The organism is Sphingobacterium sp. JUb20 (assembly GCF_004342035.1).
Lineage (GTDB): Bacteria > Bacteroidota > Bacteroidia > Sphingobacteriales > Sphingobacteriaceae > Sphingobacterium > Sphingobacterium anhuiense.
The window spans coordinates 19639-41414 of sequence record NZ_SLYV01000004.1 but is presented as its reverse complement, the minus strand read 5'-3'; the positions used below and the strand labels follow the sequence as shown (position 1 = coordinate 41414).

Annotated in this window: 20 protein-coding genes; 12 read left to right on the top strand and 8 right to left on the bottom strand. The window is 35.7% G+C overall.

Going from position 1 to position 21776, the window contains the following annotated elements:
- Window positions 1-184: 184 nt before the first annotated feature.
- A complete protein-coding gene (locus EDF66_RS08095; RefSeq protein WP_132841862.1) occupies window positions 185-1324 on the top strand; it encodes an acyltransferase family protein in 1140 nt (379 codons plus the stop codon).
- Window positions 1325-1441: 117 nt separating this feature from the next.
- On the top strand, window positions 1442-1714 hold the full coding sequence (locus tag EDF66_RS08090; protein WP_132841860.1) for a redox-active disulfide protein 2: 273 nt from the start codon (window positions 1442-1444) through the stop codon (window positions 1712-1714).
- A gap of 43 nt (window positions 1715-1757) precedes the next feature.
- Here EDF66_RS08090 and EDF66_RS08085 read toward each other — a convergent pair whose 3' ends face one another.
- Window positions 1758-2672 carry an AEC family transporter gene (locus EDF66_RS08085; RefSeq protein ID WP_132841858.1) on the bottom strand — a complete coding sequence of 305 codons (915 nt, stop codon included), beginning with the start codon at window positions 2670-2672 and terminating at the stop codon, window positions 1758-1760.
- Between the two features lie 215 nt (window positions 2673-2887).
- Between EDF66_RS08085 and EDF66_RS08080 the strand changes: the two genes are divergently transcribed.
- Window positions 2888-3727, top strand: a complete 840-nt coding sequence (locus EDF66_RS08080; protein WP_132841857.1) for an AraC family transcriptional regulator — start codon at window positions 2888-2890, stop codon at window positions 3725-3727.
- A 120-nt stretch (window positions 3728-3847) separates the two neighbouring features.
- Here EDF66_RS08080 and EDF66_RS08075 read toward each other — a convergent pair whose 3' ends face one another.
- A complete protein-coding gene (locus EDF66_RS08075; protein WP_108158845.1) occupies window positions 3848-4000 on the bottom strand; it encodes a lmo0937 family membrane protein in 153 nt (50 codons plus the stop codon).
- A 307-nt stretch (window positions 4001-4307) separates the two neighbouring features.
- On the opposite strand from EDF66_RS08075, the gene EDF66_RS08070 reads away from it, so the two are divergent.
- Window positions 4308-5963 carry a DUF3472 domain-containing protein gene (locus EDF66_RS08070; RefSeq protein WP_132841855.1) on the top strand — a complete coding sequence of 552 codons (1656 nt, stop codon included), beginning with the start codon at window positions 4308-4310 and terminating at the stop codon, window positions 5961-5963.
- 770 nt (window positions 5964-6733) lie between these two features.
- On the opposite strand, the gene EDF66_RS08065 is transcribed toward EDF66_RS08070, so the two are convergent.
- Window positions 6734-7396, bottom strand: a complete 663-nt coding sequence (locus EDF66_RS08065) for a metal-dependent transcriptional regulator (protein ID WP_132841854.1) — start codon at window positions 7394-7396, stop codon at window positions 6734-6736.
- Between the two features lie 109 nt (window positions 7397-7505).
- Here EDF66_RS08065 and EDF66_RS08060 point away from each other — a divergent pair, with 109 nt between their 5' ends.
- Entirely contained in the window at window positions 7506-9791 is a 2286-nt protein-coding gene (locus EDF66_RS08060) for a TonB-dependent receptor (protein ID WP_132841852.1), read from the top strand.
- A 105-nt stretch (window positions 9792-9896) separates the two neighbouring features.
- Here EDF66_RS08060 and atpB read toward each other — a convergent pair whose 3' ends face one another.
- The 4 genes from atpB to EDF66_RS08040 all read right to left on the bottom strand — a co-directional run bounded on the left by atpB (window position 9897) and on the right by EDF66_RS08040 (window position 14137).
- Window positions 9897-10958, bottom strand: coding sequence for a F0F1 ATP synthase subunit A (atpB, locus tag EDF66_RS08055; RefSeq protein WP_132841851.1), 1062 nt, complete (start codon window positions 10956-10958; stop codon window positions 9897-9899).
- A gap of 69 nt (window positions 10959-11027) precedes the next feature.
- A complete protein-coding gene (locus EDF66_RS08050; RefSeq protein ID WP_132841849.1) occupies window positions 11028-12008 on the bottom strand; it encodes a deoxyhypusine synthase family protein in 981 nt (326 codons plus the stop codon).
- 254 nt (window positions 12009-12262) lie between these two features.
- Entirely contained in the window at window positions 12263-12823 is a 561-nt protein-coding gene (locus tag EDF66_RS08045; protein WP_132841848.1) for a Crp/Fnr family transcriptional regulator, read from the bottom strand.
- A gap of 159 nt (window positions 12824-12982) precedes the next feature.
- The gene (locus EDF66_RS08040) at window positions 12983-14137 is read right to left on the bottom strand and encodes a 2-isopropylmalate synthase (protein ID WP_132841846.1); all 1155 of its coding nucleotides are present in this window, start codon (window positions 14135-14137) and stop codon (window positions 12983-12985) included.
- 75 nt (window positions 14138-14212) lie between these two features.
- Here EDF66_RS08040 and EDF66_RS08035 point away from each other — a divergent pair, with 75 nt between their 5' ends.
- From EDF66_RS08035 to EDF66_RS08015, 5 genes are all read left to right on the top strand, one after another.
- Window positions 14213-15001: a helix-turn-helix domain-containing protein gene (locus EDF66_RS08035; RefSeq protein WP_132841844.1), complete on the top strand. Its 789-nt coding sequence runs from the start codon at window positions 14213-14215 to the stop codon at window positions 14999-15001.
- A 242-nt stretch (window positions 15002-15243) separates the two neighbouring features.
- The gene (locus EDF66_RS08030) at window positions 15244-15807 is read left to right on the top strand and encodes an AraC family transcriptional regulator (protein ID WP_132841843.1); all 564 of its coding nucleotides are present in this window, start codon (window positions 15244-15246) and stop codon (window positions 15805-15807) included.
- 85 nt (window positions 15808-15892) lie between these two features.
- Window positions 15893-18307 (top strand): heavy metal translocating P-type ATPase, encoded by a 2415-nt coding sequence (locus EDF66_RS08025; protein ID WP_132841841.1) that lies wholly within the window; start codon window positions 15893-15895, stop codon window positions 18305-18307.
- A gap of 43 nt (window positions 18308-18350) precedes the next feature.
- Window positions 18351-18731 carry a hypothetical protein gene (locus EDF66_RS08020; RefSeq protein WP_132841840.1) on the top strand — a complete coding sequence of 127 codons (381 nt, stop codon included), beginning with the start codon at window positions 18351-18353 and terminating at the stop codon, window positions 18729-18731.
- Window positions 18732-18952: 221 nt separating this feature from the next.
- Entirely contained in the window at window positions 18953-19198 is a 246-nt protein-coding gene (locus tag EDF66_RS08015; protein WP_132841838.1) for a heavy-metal-associated domain-containing protein, read from the top strand.
- 148 nt (window positions 19199-19346) lie between these two features.
- Here the strand turns inward: EDF66_RS08015 and EDF66_RS08010 are convergent, their stop codons facing one another.
- A complete protein-coding gene (locus EDF66_RS08010) occupies window positions 19347-19613 on the bottom strand; it encodes a transposase (RefSeq protein WP_132841837.1) in 267 nt (88 codons plus the stop codon).
- A 225-nt stretch (window positions 19614-19838) separates the two neighbouring features.
- Between EDF66_RS08010 and EDF66_RS08005 the strand changes: the two genes are divergently transcribed.
- Both EDF66_RS08005 and EDF66_RS08000 read left to right on the top strand, forming a co-directional pair.
- Window positions 19839-20423, top strand: a complete 585-nt coding sequence (locus tag EDF66_RS08005) for a helix-turn-helix domain-containing protein (RefSeq protein WP_132841835.1) — start codon at window positions 19839-19841, stop codon at window positions 20421-20423.
- A gap of 265 nt (window positions 20424-20688) precedes the next feature.
- Window positions 20689-21759, top strand: coding sequence for an efflux RND transporter periplasmic adaptor subunit (locus EDF66_RS08000; protein ID WP_132841833.1), 1071 nt, complete (start codon window positions 20689-20691; stop codon window positions 21757-21759).
- The last annotated feature ends 17 nt before the right edge of the window (window positions 21760-21776 follow it).

Here is a 21776-nt window from a genome sequence, read left to right as displayed (position 1 = left end):
CATAAATATTGAGCAAATTACAACTAATGAATCTAATAACTATAATAATAGCAAAAATATTACGAAAATTGAAGGAAATTTCCATTTTTTAAGATCATAATTATTTCAAAAACTGTAATTAATTCCTATATTCACGGTCTTTTGTCTATTCAATAAAAATATACAACTAATCAAATTTGTCTGCATGCTAAACACACAAACCAATTCGCGTACACACGATCTTAATAAACCACATTACAACGTACTGGATGGACTTCGGGGTGTAGCAGCAATTACTGTGGTATGTTTTCACATTTTTGAAGCATTTGCGACCAGTCATTTGGATCAACGTATCAATCATGGTTACCTAGCTGTTGATTTTTTCTTCATTTTATCTGGATTTGTTATCGGTTATGCTTATGATGATCGTTGGTCAAAAATGTCAACAAAAGATTTTATCAAACGCAGAATCATACGGCTACACCCGATGGTTGTAATGGGAGCTGTTTTAGGTGCAATTATGTTTTACTTTCAAGGATGTTCAGTATGGGATGTATCATCCGTAACGATAACGGCTTTACTTGGAGCAACATTATTAAATGCATTACTTATTCCGGCCATGCCGGGACATGAAGTTAGGGGTCTAGGTGAGATGTTTCCGCTAAACGGACCGAGCTGGTCATTATTCTTTGAATATATTGGAAATATTCTTTATGCCTTAATTATTAGAAAATTTTCAACCAAGATTCTAGCATTATTAGTTTTTATTGCAGGTTGTGGTTTAGCAACATTTGCCATTGCAGGACCGTATGGGGACATTTGCGCCGGTTTCTCGTTAACTGAAATAGAATTTACAGCAGGATTTTTACGCGTTCTATTTTCTTTCTCTGCCGGCTTATTGCTCTCCCGAATTTTCAGACCCGCTCATATTAAGGGAGCCTTTTGGATATGCAGTATCACTATAGTGACCCTATTAGCCCTACCCCGCCTAGGTGGAGCAGCGCACTTATGGATAAATGGGCTATATGACACCATTTGTTGCGTAGTAATATTCCCTATTCTTGTCTATCTAGGCGCTTCAGGCAAAAGCACAGATAAATATACAACTCGATTATGTCGATTCTTAGGAGACATTTCTTATCCATTATATACTGTACATTATCCTTTTATTTATCTTTACTATGCCTGGGTAAAAAATAATAAACTCACTTTCGAGCAATCCTTACCTGGCGCGGCAGCTGTAGTCATAGGAAGTATTATTTTGGCTTATATCTGTTTAAAATTATATGATATTCCTGTTAGAAATTACCTAGCAAAACGATTTGCAAAGTCGAAAAAAGGTTAAGTTTAAAACTTATAAATAACAGATAAAAACAATTAAACTAACCTTTGCTTTTCACTGTAGTAAAATCGACAAAAAATTAGCGATATTAAATTTAAATTATTAAAACGGAACCTATTTATGAATAAGAAACCACTCAGTGAATACAGTAATGAAGAATTGCTGCAAGCAAAAAAAACAACGGCAGTCATAGCCATTACGTTAACCTCAATGTTGGTACTGCTATTAGCAATGGGGATTTATATTTCCATAACCAAAAAGTTCAGTGCCCTTTTAGCGATACCTTTTTCACTATCAACGATCGCAATCATTCTTTTCAAAAAGCTAAAGGAAATTACAGCGGAACTGAAAAATAGAGAAACAAATGAATTCAAAAACAAAACTGAAATCTAACCTTTAAGAATTGTCATACATTAAGATTGAAAATTAAAACTTTTTAAATCATGAAATAATCCATTATTCCATTCCAACATGCAGTCGTTATAAATCCTACTAAAATACTGATCCCTATGATCAGATTCACTAACCGGGCATTTAACCGAAACTGCTCTGCAATAATGCCCGAGGTAATTAATGTTGGCATAGCGGCTTCAAATATACTGATGCGGGCGATATCCCCTTTAATACCCATAATAACCGCAATAAACAGTACCAAAGCAGGAGCAATCATGAGTTTATATAATATCGCGATTGAAAGTTGTGAAATTTGCTGTTTCCACCCTTTAAACTTGAGCTGTAGACCTACAGAAAACAAAGCAAGCGGACCAACAGTAGCTGCTAATTTATTGATAAACGGTTCTGCTACCTGCAAATCGATAAATTTGGACAAAAAAAGAGCGCTAACACAACCGATAAAAGGAGGAAAAGTAAATAAGCGTTTAATTAATAAAGAAACTTTAACTCCCCCTGTATCGGAAGGATTTCCTTTAACTGCCGCAATAATTCCAACAGTAGACAAAAGAACAAACATCACCTGATCACAAATAATAGCAATACTCAGATCATGTTCTCCAAAATAGGCCGTAATTAAGGGAAATCCAATAAAAGAAGTATTACTATAACCGCTAGATAATTCTAAAGTACTGCGGGTACGTTGCCCATACTTTTTATAACGACAGTAGAATTCCATAAATATCCAACTTCCTGCCCAGACAATAATGGGAGAGATTGCAGGAAAAACCATCTGATTACTCCATGTGATATGTGGAATATACTTAAATGATACAGCTGGTAAAGCTAAATACAATATCCAGATATTAATACCTCTATGTGCATCATGAGGCATGAATTTGGCATGCTGAAAGATCATTCCTGCACTAATACAGAAAGCGATCATTACAAAATTGTCCATGTGAAAATTTGCTATTTTATGACAGCAAAATTATCACCCAGTTAATACCTATCGCATGTATAAAAACAACATTAGTATGTATATTTGTTTTAAACAAAAAATAAATAAGTTATAATAGTCATGGTAATCAACGGTATTTAGAACAATTTTTGAGTACTGAAGAGATGTATCACGAAGTTTAACAAAGAGAAGTACTACATAAAGCAACCTCGCATATGACCAAACTCAAGCAATTTGATGCGTTGAAGTTATTTGACTTTGAGGAATCCAACTTCCACCTAACCGTTCATGGACAGAACTACTATGAGCTGGTATATATTTATAAAGGGTCGGGAATTCATGAGATCAACAACAACAGCTTAGCCTATAAAGCAGGAGATCTCTTTGTAATATCACCTGAAGATCAACATAATTTCAAAATTGAAAAACGGACAAGGGTAATAGCAATCAAATTCACTGACGATTATTTCAGTAATAGCAATCATTGGACGCAACAGAATCAAACAATAAATAAGCCTATTGCGATCATGAATAATAAGTTATTGAAAGAAATAAAACTGGATTTAAATCCAGAGATAAGGAAAATATTAAGGAATACAATAGATAATATCTTACTTTATAATAGTGATGGATCACTTTCCACATCTCCACTTGTTTTCCATCAGATTCTTTCCATATTCGGGATAATCATAGAAACGATGACGAAAATGTTATTATTTGGAATAAATGATTTCCCGGCAAAGGAACTTCTTATTTCTTATATTCACCAACATATTTATGAACCAAAGCAAATACAAATTAAACAAATTGCAGCCCACTTCAATATTGCGCCTACTTACTTCAGCACCTATTTTAAAAGAAACTTCGACATGGGTTATCGCGACTATCTAACTGCATATAAAATAACATTGATCGATAAACGATTAGCGTCAGGACTTTTTACTTTCAGACAAATTGCTGACGAATTTGGATTCAACGACGAAAGTCATTTCTCTCATTTCTATAAAAATAGCAAAGGCGTCAGTCCATCTGCATATTCCAGATCAAAAAAGTAGGTACTAAGTCACGCATTTGCACCTTATTCAGATCCTGTATAATAAAAAAGAGACTTTTAAAAAGTCTCTTTTCAACCTACCTTCTTGAAATATCCTGAATGTTTATCAGTAAGTTAAAGTTTATGCATTTCCTCTAATAACACGCAACAATACTACAATTATTGCAATGACTAATAAAGCGTGGATAATACCGCCACTGTAGAAACCTCCTAAAAAACTGATCGCCCAGATAATGACTAAAATGACTGCGATTATATATAATAAATTTCCCATAATATATGTTATTTTAATGTTTTTAATATTTAGCAACTTAATTATATAACAATAGTAACCGAACATAAGTTTGTTTGTCTAAACAAAAAACTGATGATTTTTTTTAAAAAATTAGGCTGTATTCTGAATAAAACTGAAAATCAACATCTTAAACAGCTCACGATCTGCTCTCCATCCTTTTATTACACTAAAAATTGCGCAATCGATTTCATTAAAAACAGCTGCAAATTATACAAAGAAAACTTCCTACCTTAATACCATTGCGGAAAGAATACGCAATAAAAATCCATTATAAACAGATCCTTTTATGAGAAAATTAATGATTCACAGCGTATTTCTCGCTGCATTGAGCACAATAGCGTGTTCAAAGGAAATTGTAAAATCGGGATTAGAAAAGCCTTCAGATCTAATCTCACAGAGTGACAAAGATTTACTTAACCTCACATTGACAGGTAGTAATGCAGCTCCTTCACAACATCTTGTTTACAGTTTCACTTCTGATGCAATATTGAAAATGAGCAAAATAAAGATCACAAATACGGCGAAAACAGAATACTTTTCTGTCCTAAATTATAACGGAGGTTATATGGGACTTCAAGATACACCAGACCTGCGCTATGGCACCTCCAATATTATGCTCGCATCACTGTGGGACAAAAATACTGCAACAAATAATTTAGCGTTTTACTCTTATCTCGATAGCAAAACAATTGCCAGCCGCTTTGGTGGTGAAGGCGATGGGCAAAAGACATTAAATCCTTATAATTGGACGCTCAACACTTGGTATAATATGGTCATTCGTTCCTGGAAGGAAAATGGAAAAATATATATTGCCAATTTTGTTCAAGATTTATCTACAGGAAAATGGTTGCATACCTCTACAATTGGCCGTGAAGCAAGCGCAGGATATCTGGGGTCAGGTACTGGAACATTTTTAGAAAATTGGGTTGGAGATAATCCAAATTATGATGGCAGATTTCACCGTAAAGCATTTCTTAAAGACAATTGGAATTTAAGTATCAATAACGTTTGGGAAAAATCAAGTAGCCGATATTTCTCTGCCAATGACAATGATTCAGTACGTAATGGTCAATTTGATCGCGCCTTTAATGTCGGATACAACAGTACAGAAGACGCATATTTCATGGAACACGGCGGTTCCACCACGCCAGATCCAGCCTTTGGTACAGGGCGGGTACTAAATTTACCAGCACAGACAGGTCAAGGTAATGCACCTGAATTAACGATCATAGAAAATAGCTATAGTACTGCACGTTACCACAACAACAAGCTGATTGTATCCTGGGGAATAAATGAAAACAAATCACCGCAGCTTAGTTATAAGCTTGAGCTTTTAAATGCTTCAGGGTCTGTAATACAAACGCAGGAGAAAATTAAACCCGAAAAAAGAGTGGACACGTTATCAAGCAGTTTAACATCAGGAAATTATACAGTCCGCTTAACATTAACAGATATTTTTAATCAGCAAGCACCCTCAAAATTAATTCCGCTCACCATTTTCAGTGCGAATGATACCTACAAAATAAAAAATGTAAGCAGCGGCAAATACCTCACTGTCCGCGATAATAGTACCGCTAATGCAGCTCAGATCGTACAGTATAGCAATAGCATAAGTGATTCACAAAAATGGAAAATCGTTGCCGGAAGCGCAGGATATGCTTTAGTAAACGTTGCCAGTGCCAAATCTATCGATATTCCAGGAAGTATAGATGACATCAACACAGGATTAATTCAATATACCAATTCGACGAACCAAAATCAACAATGGACCATCAATTTTCTAGAAAGCAACAATACGGTATACATTAAAACCATTCTGAGCAAAGGATACATTATCGACAATCCCGGAAGTAGCACGAGTGATAATACACAAGTTGTATTATACAGTATCAATAATAATATTGGTACTAATAATCAAAAATGGGTTCTAGAAAAGCAATAAATTAAAATCTCCAGTAGTAGATCCAATCCTGGTGCTACTACTGGAGATACTCTAAGAAATTCAAATAGGAGATTAATTATTCTTTTTCAAAAACTTATACTCTTTTGCGCGATACAATGCTCCCGATTTTGGTTTCAGAACAATTAGTAAAGTATAGATCAAATTAACAGTTGCGAATACCTTTAATTCTTCATAAAAGTACGATCGAGTATCTATTGATTTAGCAATCAAGTAAAGTGAATATAATTCAATTACTACACGAGTATCTATTTACTAATATTTTCACTTTAGGTTATGGTAAAATTTTTGAGAATAATTTTTAGGTTTTTGTACAGCAAATGAGCACAAGCAGACGATAAGAAGAAAAGATAATAGTTGATATCTTAGGTACATAATTATTGGTTTGAAGTATAACGAAAATGAGCGAAACTTAATTATCACCCTTCATGTGCCATTCATAGGAAAAGCGCATAAAAAACGATAACACTAAATAAGTCAATCCTTACTTTTGTATTTCAAATATATAATAATATGTACGAAATCCAAGTTGCAATCCAGATCATCAAGAAGTGGGATCCACTAGTCCAAACGTCATTAGATCACCGAATCAACGTTTGCTTATAAAAAAATAGCTCAAGGAGCTGTTCCAAAATTGATTTTTAGTACTTAAAATGTTACAGGAAATACGAGAAATACACTTCATCTTGTAGCATTAGAAACTACAATTCTATTCCTATGCTTATTTCCTATATTTATAAATATAGATTAACCTATTTACTTATATGTTCTACGAGCAATTTTTCACATACCATACTACTTAACACCTCGGTTCCATCACCCGAGTAACTAACAGACATGCTCTTATCAAATAATTCAACAGATTTTATCGTAATCACAGCCCCAAGAATCAATTGACGGCTATTTAAAAATTTAAGCAATTCTTCCGAAGAAGGTCTAACAGCCATAAATTTTACGACATCCCCACTTTTACAATCGCTCAATTTAATAAACTCTTTTAATTTTAATTTACCATTTACATCTGGTATGGGAGAACCATGAGGATCCACTTCAGGAAAACCTAAAATTTCATCCATTTTCTCAAAAAATGCCGGAGATTTTATATGTTCAATTTGTTCCGCAATATCATGTACTTCTTCCCAGCCAAAACCCATTTTCTCCACAAGATACATTTCCGTAAGACGATGCTTCCGAATAATCAATGATGCCTCTTTCTTACCCTTTTCCGTAAGCTTCAAAGGTTTATAACTCTCATAAATAACAAAATCCTTTTCACTGAGGCGTTTCATCATACCATTAACGGTAGGCATTTTTATATCCAGCAGTTTACTTAATTCATTTACGCTGGCTTCACCTTTTGTACTCGTCAAAGCAAATAATGCTTTCAGATAATTTTCTTCAGTCTGTGATATCATTATAACAAAACTACTAATTATTAGCACAATCTAACAATATTGTTATAAATAATTTGTTAGTTTGTGCAAACTTTATAGATTTGCATGACTAACAAATAATATTTACATAATGAACATTAACATTTTTTTAATAACAGGAGTCCTCATTTTGATGAGTTTGACTCTTTCTGCCCAAACTGCACGTCTAAAAGGTAAAATAACAGATAGCGAAGGAGAACCTATTGAATGGGCCACAGTAAGCATTCCCCTATTAGGTCTTGCCACAAAAGCAGACAGCACAGGAAATTATGAATTGCAAAATATCCCTGTAGGTTCGCATCAGATCAAAGTAAGTTTCATTGGTTTTGCGACAAAGCTTTTAACGTTAACAATAGCAGATACAAAACTTCAAGTAAGAGATGTAGCATTGACCTCGATCAGCAATCGCTTAAATAGTGTCGTTGTAACCGGTACCCGCACGGCGCGCAAAAGGTCTGAAAGTCCTGTAGCAGTCAATATCCTAGATAGTAGAACATTCAATATTACACAATCCAACACCTTAGCCGACGGATTATGTTTTCAGCCCGGTTTACGTATGGAAACAGACTGTCAGACCTGCAATTACTCTCAATTGCGGATGAATGGATTAGGAGGTTCTTATTCACAGGTTTTAATTAATAGTCGGCCCGTATTTAGTTCATTGATGAGTTTATATGGATTAGAACAGATACCTGCCAACATGATTGATCGTGTTGAAATTGTCAGGGGGGGCGGATCAGTCTTATATGGTTCATCAGCTATAGCCGGAACAGTCAATATTCTGACCAAGCAAGCCCAAAAAAGCTCCTTTACACTTTCAAATAACAGTTCATTAATGGGCAACAAAACCTGGGATCATTTTTTCAATGCCAATCTAACAGCAGTCAATGAAGAGCAAAATGCGGGAGTTTCTTTCTTTGCATCTCACCGCAACCGTAATTCTTACGATGCAAATGGCGATGGTTTTTCCGAAATGCCTATGTTACAAAACAACTCCTTTGGTTTCAATTCATTTTTTAAGTTATCTCCTCAGGATAAACTAGAAATAAATGGTTGGAGTATCAACGAAGAAAGAAAAGGTGGAAATAAATTGGATCTGCAAGCCGACAAAGCCGACCAGTCCGAATATCGGTTACATAATATCTTAGTAGGAGGTTTCAATTATGAACATCAGGCAAAAGATAAAGAAAGCTCATTTAGCGTTTATGGCGCTGCTCAAAATACAAAAAGAACACATTATACAGGCATCGATCAAATCGATGCCTGGGGCCATACAAAAAATTATTCCATTCAAAGCGGAGTCCAATACAACTACATCAGCTCTGATTTTCTGAATGGAAAAAACACCTTCACCACCGGAATTGAAAATCAATATGAATATACTTTCGATGAAATTAAGGCATATGATTATCTCATTGATCAGCATGTAAATCTATTAGGTGCTTTTTTACAAAGTGACTGGGAAGTAACCCGAAAATTAACCGTGCTATCAGGACTACGGTTAAATAAATCCAATCGTATAGATAAACTTGTACTGACCCCTAGGTTAAGTGCATTATATAAACTTGGTACTGAAACCCAGCTTCGCACATCCTATGCGAGAGGGTTTAAAGCACCGCAAGCATTAGAAACCGACATGCATATGGCTTTTGCCGGAGGTGGAGTTTCCGTCATTAGAACAGATGACAACCTGATCGCAGAAACATCCAATAGCTTTAACGTTTCATTAGATTTCAATAGAGCAAGCGAACATTTTATCTACGGTTTCACGGTAGATGGCTTTTTCACACGACTGTATAATACTTTTGTTTTAGAAGAAATCGGTACCGATCAAAATAACAATCAGCAACTCTTACGAAAAAATGGATCCAGCTCATCCGTAAGAGGAATCACAGCTGAAGGAAGATTCAATTATGATCAGAAAATACAGCTTGAGACGGGTTTAACATTCCAAAAATCAACCTATGATGAAGCTGTATCTTGGTCTTCTACTATTTCAGGAACAAGAAAATATCTGCGTTCGCCCGATCTTTACGGTTATTATACACTCAGTTTTTGGCCCCAGAATCGCTTCAATGCCGTTTTATCAGGAGTTTTGACTGGTCCGATGAAAGTACCTCATTTTGCAGGTGCCCCAGGCATTGATCAGGATGTCCTTAACACCTCACCCACATTTTTAGAAAATAACATCAAATTATCCTATCGATTTACCTTAAAACAAATTAAGCAGGATCTTCAATTCAATATCGGTATTCAGAATATGTTCAATCAATATCAGAAAGATTTTGATATCGGTAAAAATAGAGACAGTAATTATATTTATGGTCCTGGCCGACCAAGAACTTTTTTTATCGGATTGAAATTTGGACTGATGTAAACCTGTCCTTATTAAAAACAACTTCGTACCGCTCCTTTGTTATGAGCGGTACGAAGTTGTTAGGAAAAAAAATATGTCTAAGCTGAAGTTAGCCCCCGTCAAGAATTAATGATGCTCATCTTCTTGCACCGCCAGTCCAATAAAAAGAGAGGAAAGCATTGTAAAGATGTAAGCTTGTAAAAATGCCGCCAATAACTTGATAATAAACAAAAAGGACGTCAGTAAAAGTGAAACAACAATACTTCCCCCCAATGTCAATTGATTATTCAATAAGTAAATAATTGCAATAAGCCCCATAATAACAGTGTGACCAGCTACATTATTGGCGAACAGTCGAATCATCAATGAGAAAGCTTTGGTAAAAATTCCGATAACCTCAATCGGCATCAATGCGATACGAAAAGGAATTGGAACACCTGGCATCCAGAAAATATGCTTCCAATAACTCCTAGATGCCTTCATATTGGTAATGATTAAAGTAAATAAAGCCAAACATAATGTCACCGTAATATTTCCAGTAACATTAAAACCTAAAGGAGTTAACCCAATCAGATTTAAAATCCATATTAAAAAGAAAACAGAAAGAAGATAAGGCAAAAACTCCTGATATCTAGAGCCGATATTAGGCTTAGCCATTTCATCGCGCACATAGATAATAAGAGGCTCTAACACTCGTCCAAATCCCTGTGGCAACTTATTTTTCCGGTATGATCTTGCCAATGCTATAAACATAAAAAACATTAAACCAGCAGTCAAAATCAAACCAACAACATTTTTTGTCATAGACAAATCGATCGGTTTTACAAATTTATTAGCTTCAACAAGCTTATCGCCATTCCCATCAGTTCGATAAATTTTATTATGATCTATACGATAAAACTTATCCCCGATCTTGACAGGACCATCCGTATGGATAAACCTAGATGATGAAAATATGTTAATACCCTCATCTATTAATATCACTGGCAAAGGAAATCCATAAGTGAGGCTATTTTCTTCGTCTTTAAATAACGAAAAATAGTAGTCATCCTCCAAATGGTGCTGTATGAAGCGATCTATATTTTCCTTTTGAGAATTCTTTGCATCCGAAGCATTCCCCTTTGACACAGAAACGAACAGTGTGAAAAAAAACAAACAGAACCATTTCAGATTTTTGATATCATGCATTATTTAATTATTAAGAATTTTAGATTTATGGTGCGCATCACGAGACGCACACCATAATGAAGGAGTATTTTATCGATTTAAAAGATAGGCAAAGATCAAAGGAGCAACTATTGTTGCATCGGACTCAATAACATAGCTAGGAGTATCCACGTCCAGTTTACCCCAGGTTATTTTTTCATTCGGGATACATCCGGAATACGAACCAAACGAAGTAGTTGAATCTGTGATCTGACAATAATATCCCCACTTTTTAATATTTTCCATTTCAAGATCCTGTTCCAGCATTGGCGCTACACACATCGCAAAGTCGCCCGCAATTCCACCTCCGATTTGAAAGAAACCGATACCTTGATCAATAGCATGCTTCGCATAGTAGTCAGCTAACCAGACCATATATTCAATACCGCTCTTAACCGTTGATGATTTTAATTCATTTTTTATAACATAGGAAGCAAAGATATTTCCCATAGTCGAATCCTCCCATCCTGGGACCACAATCGGTAGATTCTTTTCCGCTGCGGCAAGCATCCAGGAGTTTTTAGGATCAATTTCATATACATCCTTAAGAACACCACTTAATAAAAGTTTATACATATACTCATGCGGAAAAAATCTTTCACCAGCTTGCTCAGCATCTTTCCAGATTTTCTCAATATGAACCTGTATTTTCCGGAATGCCTCCTCTTCCGGTATACAGGTATCCGTCACGCGGTTATATTTATTGTTAAGAAGATCTAACTCATCTTGAGGAGTTAAGTCCCTATAATTTGGAATTCTTTTATAATGCGAGTGGGCAACCAAATTCATAATATCTTCCTCGAGGTTAGCACCTGTACAGCTTATGATCGCGATTTTATCCTGTCGAATCATTTCTGCCAATGAAATTCCCAGCTCAGCAGTACTCATTGCTCCGGCTAATGAAACCAACATCTTACCCCCCTGCTCCAAATGAGCTTCATAACCTTTCGCTGCGTCAACCAGACTAGCCGCATTAAAATGTAAAAAATTAGCTTCAAGAAACTGCCTAATCGATCCTATCGTTTTTTCCATATCTGAATTTTGTTTATTTAGCAAATCATATTTAATATGGGTGTAAAATTGACAAATCAAAAACAGATAAAAATTTACATATGTTAAATAATGCCTACATACAAAATAAGTTCTTTCTTAATGAATCCAGCAGTACCATACCTCCGAACTAAAATAACAAAAGGGCTTTCAGCCAATTGGATGAAACCCCTTTTATAATTACTCCTTATAGCAAATAAAACGTTCATTATTAAATGCGTAATATTAATACTGCCCTAACTTTTTTTTCTGATCCTACTTAGTGTAACTTGCGTTATCCCTAGGTAAGAGGCCAAATATTTCAATTGTATCCGACGCAATAAACTCGGGTTTTTACTCACCAACAGCTCATACCTTTCTTTTGCAGATTGTATTTCCCGGGATATCAATTTATTTTCAACTTTTATCAATTCCTTTTCAGCAAGTTTTCGACCCCAATTAGAAATGTAAATATCTTCGTTAAATAAATGTTTTACTGCTTTTATCTCAAGTTCATAAAGTTGACAAGGTTCCATTAATTCTATAAATTCATAACTCCTTTCATTTTCAGCATAGCTTTTCATGGAAAGAATAGTTTCACCTTCCTCACCGAACCAAAAAGTACGTTGCAGGTCTTCATGCTCAGCATAAGCTCGGACAATTCCCTTTTTGATAAAATAGATCGACTTTTCGATTTTATTAGCTTTAATAATAATATGCCCCTTTGGAAAATGTACTTCTCGAATTAATAGCATCAACTTCGAAATCGATTCTTCAGGCAATGGATAAATTTCCACTAATATCTTCTTAAGATCCATACTTACTCATTTATAATCAATTCAATTTTATATATCTATTGTAATCAACCTATCATGCGGAGTACAAAATTGACCAAAAGCATTGATTATAAATTTTACATATGTTAAAAAATGATCCTATCTTATGCTATAAAGAATCAGGAAATTCAATGCGTCAGCTTATCCCTTATTAATATCACGACATAAATCCACTAGATCAGCATCAGTTACAATAGATTTAGTGTCCGCTAACCGCAAAAAACAGTCATAATACAACTCAAATTCCTTTTCTACAAATTGTATATCTAGCGTTTGCATCCTATTTTTCAATGCAGCTCTACCGCTTCGGGCTGTCAGTATAAGATCTGGTAACTCGAAACCGATCATCGCAGGATCTATAATTTCATAATTGCGTCTGTCCTTCAGTACACCATCTTGATGAATTCCCGAAGAATGCGCAAATGCATTTCTCCCAACAATAGCCTTATTCGCCTGCACACTATTCGACATAGCCCTTTCGACCATTTTACTCAACTTACTAATATAGATCGGATTCACAGTCGTATACACAGGCAGATCTTTTATAATAAGCGTCATAATGATTTCCTCCAAAGCGGCATTTCCAGCTCTTTCACCAACACCATTTACAGTGCCTTCCGCTTGGCTAGCGCCAGCCAGCAGACCTGCGATCGTATTTGCAGTTGCCATTCCCAGATCATTATGGCAATGGACAGAGATTTTAGCTTTATGAATATTCGGAACAGTGTCAATCACAAATTTTATCTTTTCATAATATTCAAATGGTGTGCAAAATCCATTTGTATCTGGTAAATTAACAACCTTTGCTCCCGCATCAATTACATTTTCAACCATTTTTGCTAAGAAAAAATTATCAGCTCTACCAGCATCCTCAGCAAAAAACTGCACCTCTTCAATTTTTTTGGACGCATACCGCACCATTTTAAATGCTACGGCTAAAATTTCATCTCTGGTACTATTAAATTTATTTTTAATATGAATATCCGAAGTCCCGATACCAAGTTGCACACGAGGGCACACTGCATTTTTGAGGGCATCAACCGCAATGTCAATATCCAGTTCACGAGCTCTTGCCAATGCGCACACTTTAGCATTTTTAATTAATTTTGAAACTTCCTGTACGGCTTTAAAATCTGCAGGAGAACTCACAGGGAAACCGGCTTCTATAATATCAACACCGAGAAATTCAAGCTGTTCGGCTATTTCCAGTTTTGATTGAAGAGTCAGCAAGCACCCAGGTCCCTGCTCGCCATCGCGAAGAGTTGTATCGAAAATATCTATTTTTTTCTTATTCATCCTATTTCTTTTTCCCAAAAATAAAGACAGATTTTATTTTGTTATATTTGAAAATAGAGCAATACTTATCTAATTATGCCAAAAGCTTATATATCAACACTAGATTGTACAAAAGTTATTGAAGATGGAAATATTGAGATCCGGTATTTTGGTCAATTTAATACCGAGATACATGATCATGAAAAAGCACAGCTGATCTCCCCCGAAATGAGCGCCGTATATCTCTACTCAGAAAAGGGAAGTTTTTGTATCCCTGCCCGCCACTACGCTTATGTTGACGCACATATCAAACATAAATTAATATCAAGATCGCCCAATTTAAAACTCAAGACGATCTTTCTTGATTTGAATAAGGAACACTACCCTATTGCACATTGGGGAAATATCGCTATTTTCTCTCCATCAAACTTACTTGATAATCTTTTAGCCTTTGGCGTTCAACATTGGTCCGATAAAGAACTGAAAGAAGTTGGGTTAGCGTCTTTAAAAAAAATGTTATCATATATATTAGTCAGCCCCCTAAAACTTCATGCACAACCACCAAAATCCGAGTCACTCCTAAAAGTTGTTGAATATATTACGCAATCAATCAGTGAACAGATTACAATAACATCCTTATCCAAACACGTAAATATTCCCGAGCGGACATTGTCAAGACAATTTAAAAAAGAAACAGATATAACCATTTTTCAGTTTATAAAATTAAGCCGTATGCAGCTCGCATTAGAATTATTAGAAGATCAATCACTGCATATTAGTGAAATTGTTTACAGAATCGGTTACGACAGTATTCCGACTTTTTCAAACCTATTCAAAGAATTAATAGGAATCAGCCCTCAGAAATATCGGCAAACCTTCCTCTAACTCTAAAAACTTATCCTAGAAAGACAGAATACCCCTAACCGATTCTTATCAAAGAGGAAGTTTAACGAACAATGCATATGTCGATTAGGGGTCGCAGTATGATACCCATTAATCCTTTATAAACAACAAGCATATGCAATTAGGAATAGCGTCAAATTTTTAAAAAATTGATGACCTATAAATATTAATTGTACATTTACCTGTTCGATTTCATACATTATTTTAGCATATAAAGAAAAGATATGGCAACACTATATATAAAAAACATGGTATGCGACCGCTGTATCATGGTGGTACAGAGTGAATTAAAAAAACTTAACATTCAGACAGAAAATGTGACCCTTGGAAAAGTGGCTTTGAAGCAAGAATTATCGGACGATCAAATTAAAATGCTGAATGAAAATCTATTAGCAAGAGGATTTGAAGTCATTGACGATAAAAAAAGTCAAATCATTGAGGGTATCAAAAACGTTATTATTGAGTTGGTACATTACCAAGACAGTGAAACAAAAAATAACCTATCCGATATTTTGAGCAATAAGTTACAACATGATTATAATTATCTTTCAAACCTATTCTCAGAAGTTGAAAGCACGACGATCGAAAAATACTTTATTGCCCAAAAGATTGAAAAAGTCAAAGAACTGTTAGGATACGACGAATTGTCTTTAAGCGAAATTGCTGACAGCCTTAACTATTCCAGTGTTGCATACTTAAGCAACCAGTTCAAAAAAGTAACAGGGCTTACACCAAGTCAGTTCAAGCAGATCAAAGAAGACAAAAGAACACCGTTGGACGAGGTGTAAATCTTACAACTCTTTTCCATTAAAGTGCAATACCCAAAACCTTAATTGTTCTCAACTTTGTATCATAAAATAAAAGATACAAAATATGGCAACGAATAATAGGCAACCAATATTCCTTCCTTTAGAAGATGTAGACAGCGAACATTGTGCTTTGATTGTAGATAAAGGATTAGCACAGGTTAAAGGTATTGAAAGCCACAAAGTAGAGCTAAACAATCGCCGTGCAACGATAACGGTCAATGATACCGATACCGTGACGGCGGCTGTTAAAGCCATCCAGGATTTAGGTTATGGCGTTACTACTGTAAAACAATCCTTTCCTGTCCTTAATATGACCTGTGCGTCTTGTGCCATCAGTGCAGAAAGCGGTGTTAAATATGCTGACGGCGTCGTCAATGCAGCTGTCAATTTTGCTACAGCAAGATTGTCCGTAGAGTATCTTCCCAATATGACCAACCCATTAGCGCTCCAAAAAGCAGTTCAGTCCATCGGATTTGATTTACTCATTGAAGACGAAGCCAAAGAACAGGAGACGTTAGAGGCAATACATGAAAAGAAATTCCGTACACTAAAAAATAAAACCATTTGGGCAATCCTACTTTCACTTCCTGTAGTGACTATCGGTATGTTTTTTATGGATATGCCCTATGGCAATGAAATCATGTGGTTTTTTGCCACACCAGTTGTCCTATGGTTAGGTAAAGATTTTTATATCAATGCATGGAAACAAGCAAAACACCGTTCGGCCAATATGGACACCCTAGTAGCCTTAAGCACAGGTATAGCCTATATATTCAGTGTATTCAATATGATTGCACCCGATTTCTGGCATGCAAGAGGATTACACGCACACGTTTACTTTGAAGCTGCTGCCGTGGTTATCGCATTTATTCTCTTAGGAAAACTACTTGAAGAAAAAGCGAAAGGAAACACCTCATCGGCTATAAAAAAACTGATGGGATTACAACCTAAAACAGTGATGGTAATACAATCTGACGGTACTGAGAAACAAACAGCAATAGAAGATGTAAATGCAGGCGATGTTATATTAGTAAAACCGGGAGAAAAAATTGCTGTAGACGGTATAGTAAAATCAGGTAATTCGTATGTGGATGAAAGCATGCTAAGTGGAGAACCTGTTCCTGTGTTGAAAATCGAAAATGAGAAAGTATTTGCAGGAACCATCAATCAGAAGGGAAGTTTCCAATTTACCGCGGTCAAAGTTGGTAAGGAAACAATGCTTGCTCAAATCATCAGAATGGTTCAGGATGCACAAGGAAGCAAAGCTCCTGTACAAAAACTTGTCGATAAAATCGCAGGTATCTTCGTTCCCGTAGTTATTGGCATTGCGCTTATCACTTTTGTGTTATGGATTGTATTAGGTGGAGAAAGCGGTTTAGTACAGGGTCTTCTGGCTGCAGTAACAGTATTAGTGATTGCATGTCCATGTGCTTTGGGATTAGCTACACCTACCGCAATTATGGTCGGTGTTGGTAAGGGAGCAGAAAATGGAATTTTGATTAAAGATGCTGAAAGTCTTGAATTAGCAAAAAAAGTAAATGCGATTGTTTTAGATAAAACTGGAACCATCACTGAAGGAAAACCACAGGTTACCGGTATCAAATGGTTAAATGAGGATGAAACAGTAAAGCAGATTTTATTCAGTTTAGAAAAACAGTCTGAACACCCTTTAGCTGAAGCAGTCGTTAAACATATGGCAGGTACAGCTCCCGTTTCACTAAGCACATTTGAAAGTATAACAGGCAAAGGTGCAAAAGCAGGTTACAATAATGAAAATTATTGGGCAGGTAATAGAAAATTACTCCTGGAAAACAATATCAGTATTACAGATGAACTGCAGCTGCAAGCTGATAAATGGAGTGAACAATCAAAAACAGTTATCTGGTTTGCAGACAGTCATCAAGCATTGGCCGTACTCGCAATCTCAGACAAGATAAAAGAAACATCTATTGAGGCCATTAAGCAATTGCAACGGATGGGCATCGAATTGTATATGCTTACAGGTGATAATGAAGCTACCGCAAAAGCCATTGCGCAGCAGACGGGCATAGCGAACTACAAGGCCGAAGTACTACCGCAACATAAAGCTGATTTTGTAAAAAAACTACAACAAGAAGGTAAGACAGTAGCAATGGTAGGCGACGGGATTAATGACAGTACCGCACTAGCTACGGCAGATGTCAGTATTGCCATGGGTAAGGGAAGTGATATAGCAATGGATGTCGCCAAAATGACTATTATTTCATCCGACTTGTCAAAAATCTCACAGGCTATACGTCTTTCGAAACAGACTGTAGCAACAATTAAGCAAAACCTGTTCTGGGCATTTATCTATAATCTTATCGGCATTCCCATTGCTGCAGGAATTCTTTTCCCGATCAATGGTTTCTTGCTCAATCCCATGTTTGCTGGAGCAGCAATGGCCCTAAGCAGTGTAAGTGTGGTAAGCAATAGCTTGCGGCTAAAATGGAAAAAATAACCCAATAAGAGCTAGAAGATTATAAACTATTAATCGTAACAATATGAAAATAAACAAATTTATAATAGCGATACTGACCTTGGCAATTGCATTTGTATCAGCTTGTGCTAGCGATAACACAAGTGCAAAAAAAGGACATGATCATCAAGATGGAGATACCTACAATCATACGGAGGTTGCTCAGAATAATGGGGCAACAAAAAGAGTAAACAAGTACGAAAATGAACTCGGTCACGCACTTGATAAAAATGGTAATTTTATTACAGGTTGTCCATCACATAAGGAGATGATCGGTATAGAAGGAGACCAATGTCCGAAATGCGGCTATATGACCATGCTTCCTATTACATGGTCTTTGGAAGGGATCGATACGATAAGAGTAACTAATCTTCCCGACTACACACCTATTGCAAAAAAACAGTAACTATAATTTCGACTTTAAATAAAAAGCACAATATTTAAATCGGCGGTTCCATTATTAAGGGCCGCCTTTTCTATTGAACCACCTTCATCAATTACAGAGAACAGTCTTGACTTCGACACAATACACCATTCCATCAGTAAATATCGCAAATCAAATAGGAAAAAGTGTAATATAGGATTCAATAACTATCCGGTAATTTGCTATATCAAAATTAGTTAAAAATGAAAAAAGTAGAATTGAGTATACCAGACATGCAGAGTGCTCATTGCCAAACAAGAGTGAACAGTGCTGTGCAAGGTATCGCAGGCATTACAATCGAAAAAATTGAAAGTGGCAAGTTGTTCATCAACTATGAAGATGACAATGAAAAAAAGGAGGTAATTGAAACGATTGAAAAAGCGGGTTATAAAGTCGCTGATAACATCACACAAGACTCAAGTTGCGCAACAGGTTGTTGTGGCAATTAAAAGATTTTAAATCTCAGGGATACCTTAAAACACAATAAAGTATCCCTGAAATTATGTTTAGATTATAGCTGATTAATAATAACACCCTGTTTACACCTACTTTATTGAACACTTTTTCCCGACAGATACTACTTATCGGATATTTCATTTAGAAATCCTCTTTTAATACATCTTTCAGTTTACGATATTGCAAACTTAAATCAGCATACATCGTTTTCAACCTATAATTTTCGTCATGTAGATCTATAAACTCTTTCAAGATATCTGTCCCTAAGTCCTTATATTTTTTCTTCAGTTCAAAAATATTTGTCCCTGATACACCATATTTAGCAAACAGCTCCGAACCACTTTTTCCTGATTCATAATCTTTAAGCACATTTAAAATTTGATCTTCCGTATTTTGTCTATTTTTCATTTTTTTTCGCGTTTTTACTTCATACAAAAATCTGCATGATTGATAGTAAATTATTGCTGCTTTTACTTGTTTAGTTTGTAATTTTTAATGCTCATAAATTTGTCGATTATTTTCATGATTCTTAAAATTTCATAAAATAAACAAGAAATAACGTAATATTTTATTACTGATAAAAACGCAATTTTGATCACATAACACAATCAATATTAAACATTTATTTTATCCATGAAACTATTAATCAAAGGAATGGTGTGCGATAGGTGCATATACATTCTGTCAGAAGAATTACCAAAGCTTGGTCTGGAGATTTCCGACATACGCTTAGGTGAAGTAATTCTAAAAGTAAGGGATAAAATCCTTGAAGAGCAAGTTATCAAAACCATGTTGCAGAAGTATGGTTTTGATTTAATATATAACAAAGATCAGAGACTCATCTCGCAGATTAAAAGCGCTGTAGAAAAAGGCATTCAAAAACAATTAGACACTGGCGAACGCATTAAATTCTCAACACTTATCCGCGACGAATTACGTAAAGATTATGATTCATTAAGTGCACTATTCTCATCTTCAGAAGGATGGACACTTGAAAAATTCATTATCTCAAGGAAGATAGAGAAAGTAAAAGAACTGTTATTTTATACACAACTCTCCTTATCTGAAATTGCCTATAGTCTAGGGTACAGTAGTCCTGCACACCTGTCAAACCAGTTGAAGAAATACACAGGTTTTACATCTTCCCATTATAAAAGAATGAAACGCAATAAACTAGCAATTATAGAAGAGCAATCAAAAAATAAAAACCAAGTTTAGAAAACTGCTAAAGAAAATTAGCGGTAATAGACCGCATTAATTAATTCAAATATTTATTCGAACTCCTGTTTATATACATGAACAGGAGTTCCTATTTTTTGCCAAGATGTTAAGCGATTCCACTCACGCCATTCAGCAAAAAACGATATAAAACATCAAAATAAATATCATAACTCTTATCTGTAATTCTGTAAAAGTACGGTCGCATTTGTATCTAATTTTGGCAATGAAATTTAATCGATTGTTAAAAATAAAACATCAAAACATGTTATACAAATACACAATACAAAGATTAGGAATTTTAATTCCCATACTCAGCATCTTACTTATTTCTTGTGAAAATAAACAAGAAAAAACGTCAGAAAAAGCACCAACACCATCCGCAGATGCCAGTAAATTACCCGTAGATATCATCATCGCACAGGAAGAGCAACTCGATCAAAAAGAAGCCGTCGTCGGCACCATGATGCCTTATCGAGAAGTTTCCATAGTTGGCGAGCTCCCTCAGAAGATTACTCAGGTATCTTTTAAAGACGGTAGTTATATCAGTCAAGGAACCGTACTTTACAAACTCAATGATGCCGATATCAGATCCCGTTTGAAACAAGTAGGTGCCGAATTGAATCTCGCTAAATTGAATAAAGAAAGACTTGGCAATCTATTAAAAACCGAAACCGTAAAACCGCAAGAATATGATGAGGCCGTTATGCGATTCGAATCTTTAAACGCACAAGAACAGCTGCTTCGAGTAGATTTAGAAAAGACCATAATCCGGGCGCCATTCTCCGGAAAAATTGGTATTTCAAAAGTACATCTCGGAGCCTATGTATCTCCCGGAGAGGCGCTCGTGACCTTACAGGATCAAAGCGCTATTAAGATCAACTTCTCTGTCCCAGAAAAATACTTACCATTAATAAAGACAGGAAGCAAAATTAAGTTTACATCCGAATTATCCGATACTGAATATTTCGCTACAATAGCCGCTACAGAACCAGGGCTTGAAGCACAAAGCAGAAGCTTACAGGTACAAGCAATAACAAATAATGCTGACGGACAATTCCGGGCAGGTCTATCGGCTAAAGTGTACTTCCAAGTAAATAATCAAGGTGCAAAAGGAATAACAGTTCCAACTGAGGCTTTAGCACCAGGTGAAAAAGGCTATGCTGTTTTTGTGATCAAAAATGGGGTTGCAAAACCAATGGCAGTCACCGTAAGTAACAGAACAGAAAAGGACGCAATCATAACGTCTGGTATCATGCCAAACGACAGCATCATTGTTTCCAATATGCTGCGCTTAGGAGACGGTACTCCCGTAAAAGCTGTCCTGTCAAATTAATTAATTTCAAATCTTAG

Bases quoted from the DNA above. Each gene is read 5' to 3' on its own strand.
- EDF66_RS08095 (WP_132841862.1), top strand. From the start codon at position 185: ATGCTAAACACACAAACCAATTCGCGTACACACGATCTTAATAAACCA.
- EDF66_RS08090 (WP_132841860.1), top strand. From the start codon at position 1,442: ATGAATAAGAAACCACTCAGTGAATACAGTAATGAAGAATTGCTGCAA.
- EDF66_RS08085 (WP_132841858.1), bottom strand. From the start codon at position 2,672: ATGGACAATTTTGTAATGATCGCTTTCTGTATTAGTGCAGGAATGATC.
- EDF66_RS08080 (WP_132841857.1), top strand. From the start codon at position 2,888: ATGACCAAACTCAAGCAATTTGATGCGTTGAAGTTATTTGACTTTGAG.
- EDF66_RS08075 (WP_108158845.1), bottom strand. From the start codon at position 4,000: ATGGGAAATTTATTATATATAATCGCAGTCATTTTAGTCATTATCTGG.
- EDF66_RS08070 (WP_132841855.1), top strand. From the start codon at position 4,308: ATGAGAAAATTAATGATTCACAGCGTATTTCTCGCTGCATTGAGCACA.
- EDF66_RS08065 (WP_132841854.1), bottom strand. From the start codon at position 7,396: ATGATATCACAGACTGAAGAAAATTATCTGAAAGCATTATTTGCTTTG.
- EDF66_RS08060 (WP_132841852.1), top strand. From the start codon at position 7,506: ATGAACATTAACATTTTTTTAATAACAGGAGTCCTCATTTTGATGAGT.
- atpB (WP_132841851.1), bottom strand. From the start codon at position 10,958: ATGCATGATATCAAAAATCTGAAATGGTTCTGTTTGTTTTTTTTCACA.
- EDF66_RS08050 (WP_132841849.1), bottom strand. From the start codon at position 12,008: ATGGAAAAAACGATAGGATCGATTAGGCAGTTTCTTGAAGCTAATTTT.
- EDF66_RS08045 (WP_132841848.1), bottom strand. From the start codon at position 12,823: ATGGATCTTAAGAAGATATTAGTGGAAATTTATCCATTGCCTGAAGAA.
- EDF66_RS08040 (WP_132841846.1), bottom strand. From the start codon at position 14,137: ATGAATAAGAAAAAAATAGATATTTTCGATACAACTCTTCGCGATGGC.
- EDF66_RS08035 (WP_132841844.1), top strand. From the start codon at position 14,213: ATGCCAAAAGCTTATATATCAACACTAGATTGTACAAAAGTTATTGAA.
- EDF66_RS08030 (WP_132841843.1), top strand. From the start codon at position 15,244: ATGGCAACACTATATATAAAAAACATGGTATGCGACCGCTGTATCATG.
- EDF66_RS08025 (WP_132841841.1), top strand. From the start codon at position 15,893: ATGGCAACGAATAATAGGCAACCAATATTCCTTCCTTTAGAAGATGTA.
- EDF66_RS08020 (WP_132841840.1), top strand. From the start codon at position 18,351: ATGAAAATAAACAAATTTATAATAGCGATACTGACCTTGGCAATTGCA.
- EDF66_RS08015 (WP_132841838.1), top strand. From the start codon at position 18,953: ATGAAAAAAGTAGAATTGAGTATACCAGACATGCAGAGTGCTCATTGC.
- EDF66_RS08010 (WP_132841837.1), bottom strand. From the start codon at position 19,613: ATGAAAAATAGACAAAATACGGAAGATCAAATTTTAAATGTGCTTAAA.
- EDF66_RS08005 (WP_132841835.1), top strand. From the start codon at position 19,839: ATGAAACTATTAATCAAAGGAATGGTGTGCGATAGGTGCATATACATT.
- EDF66_RS08000 (WP_132841833.1), top strand. From the start codon at position 20,689: ATGTTATACAAATACACAATACAAAGATTAGGAATTTTAATTCCCATA.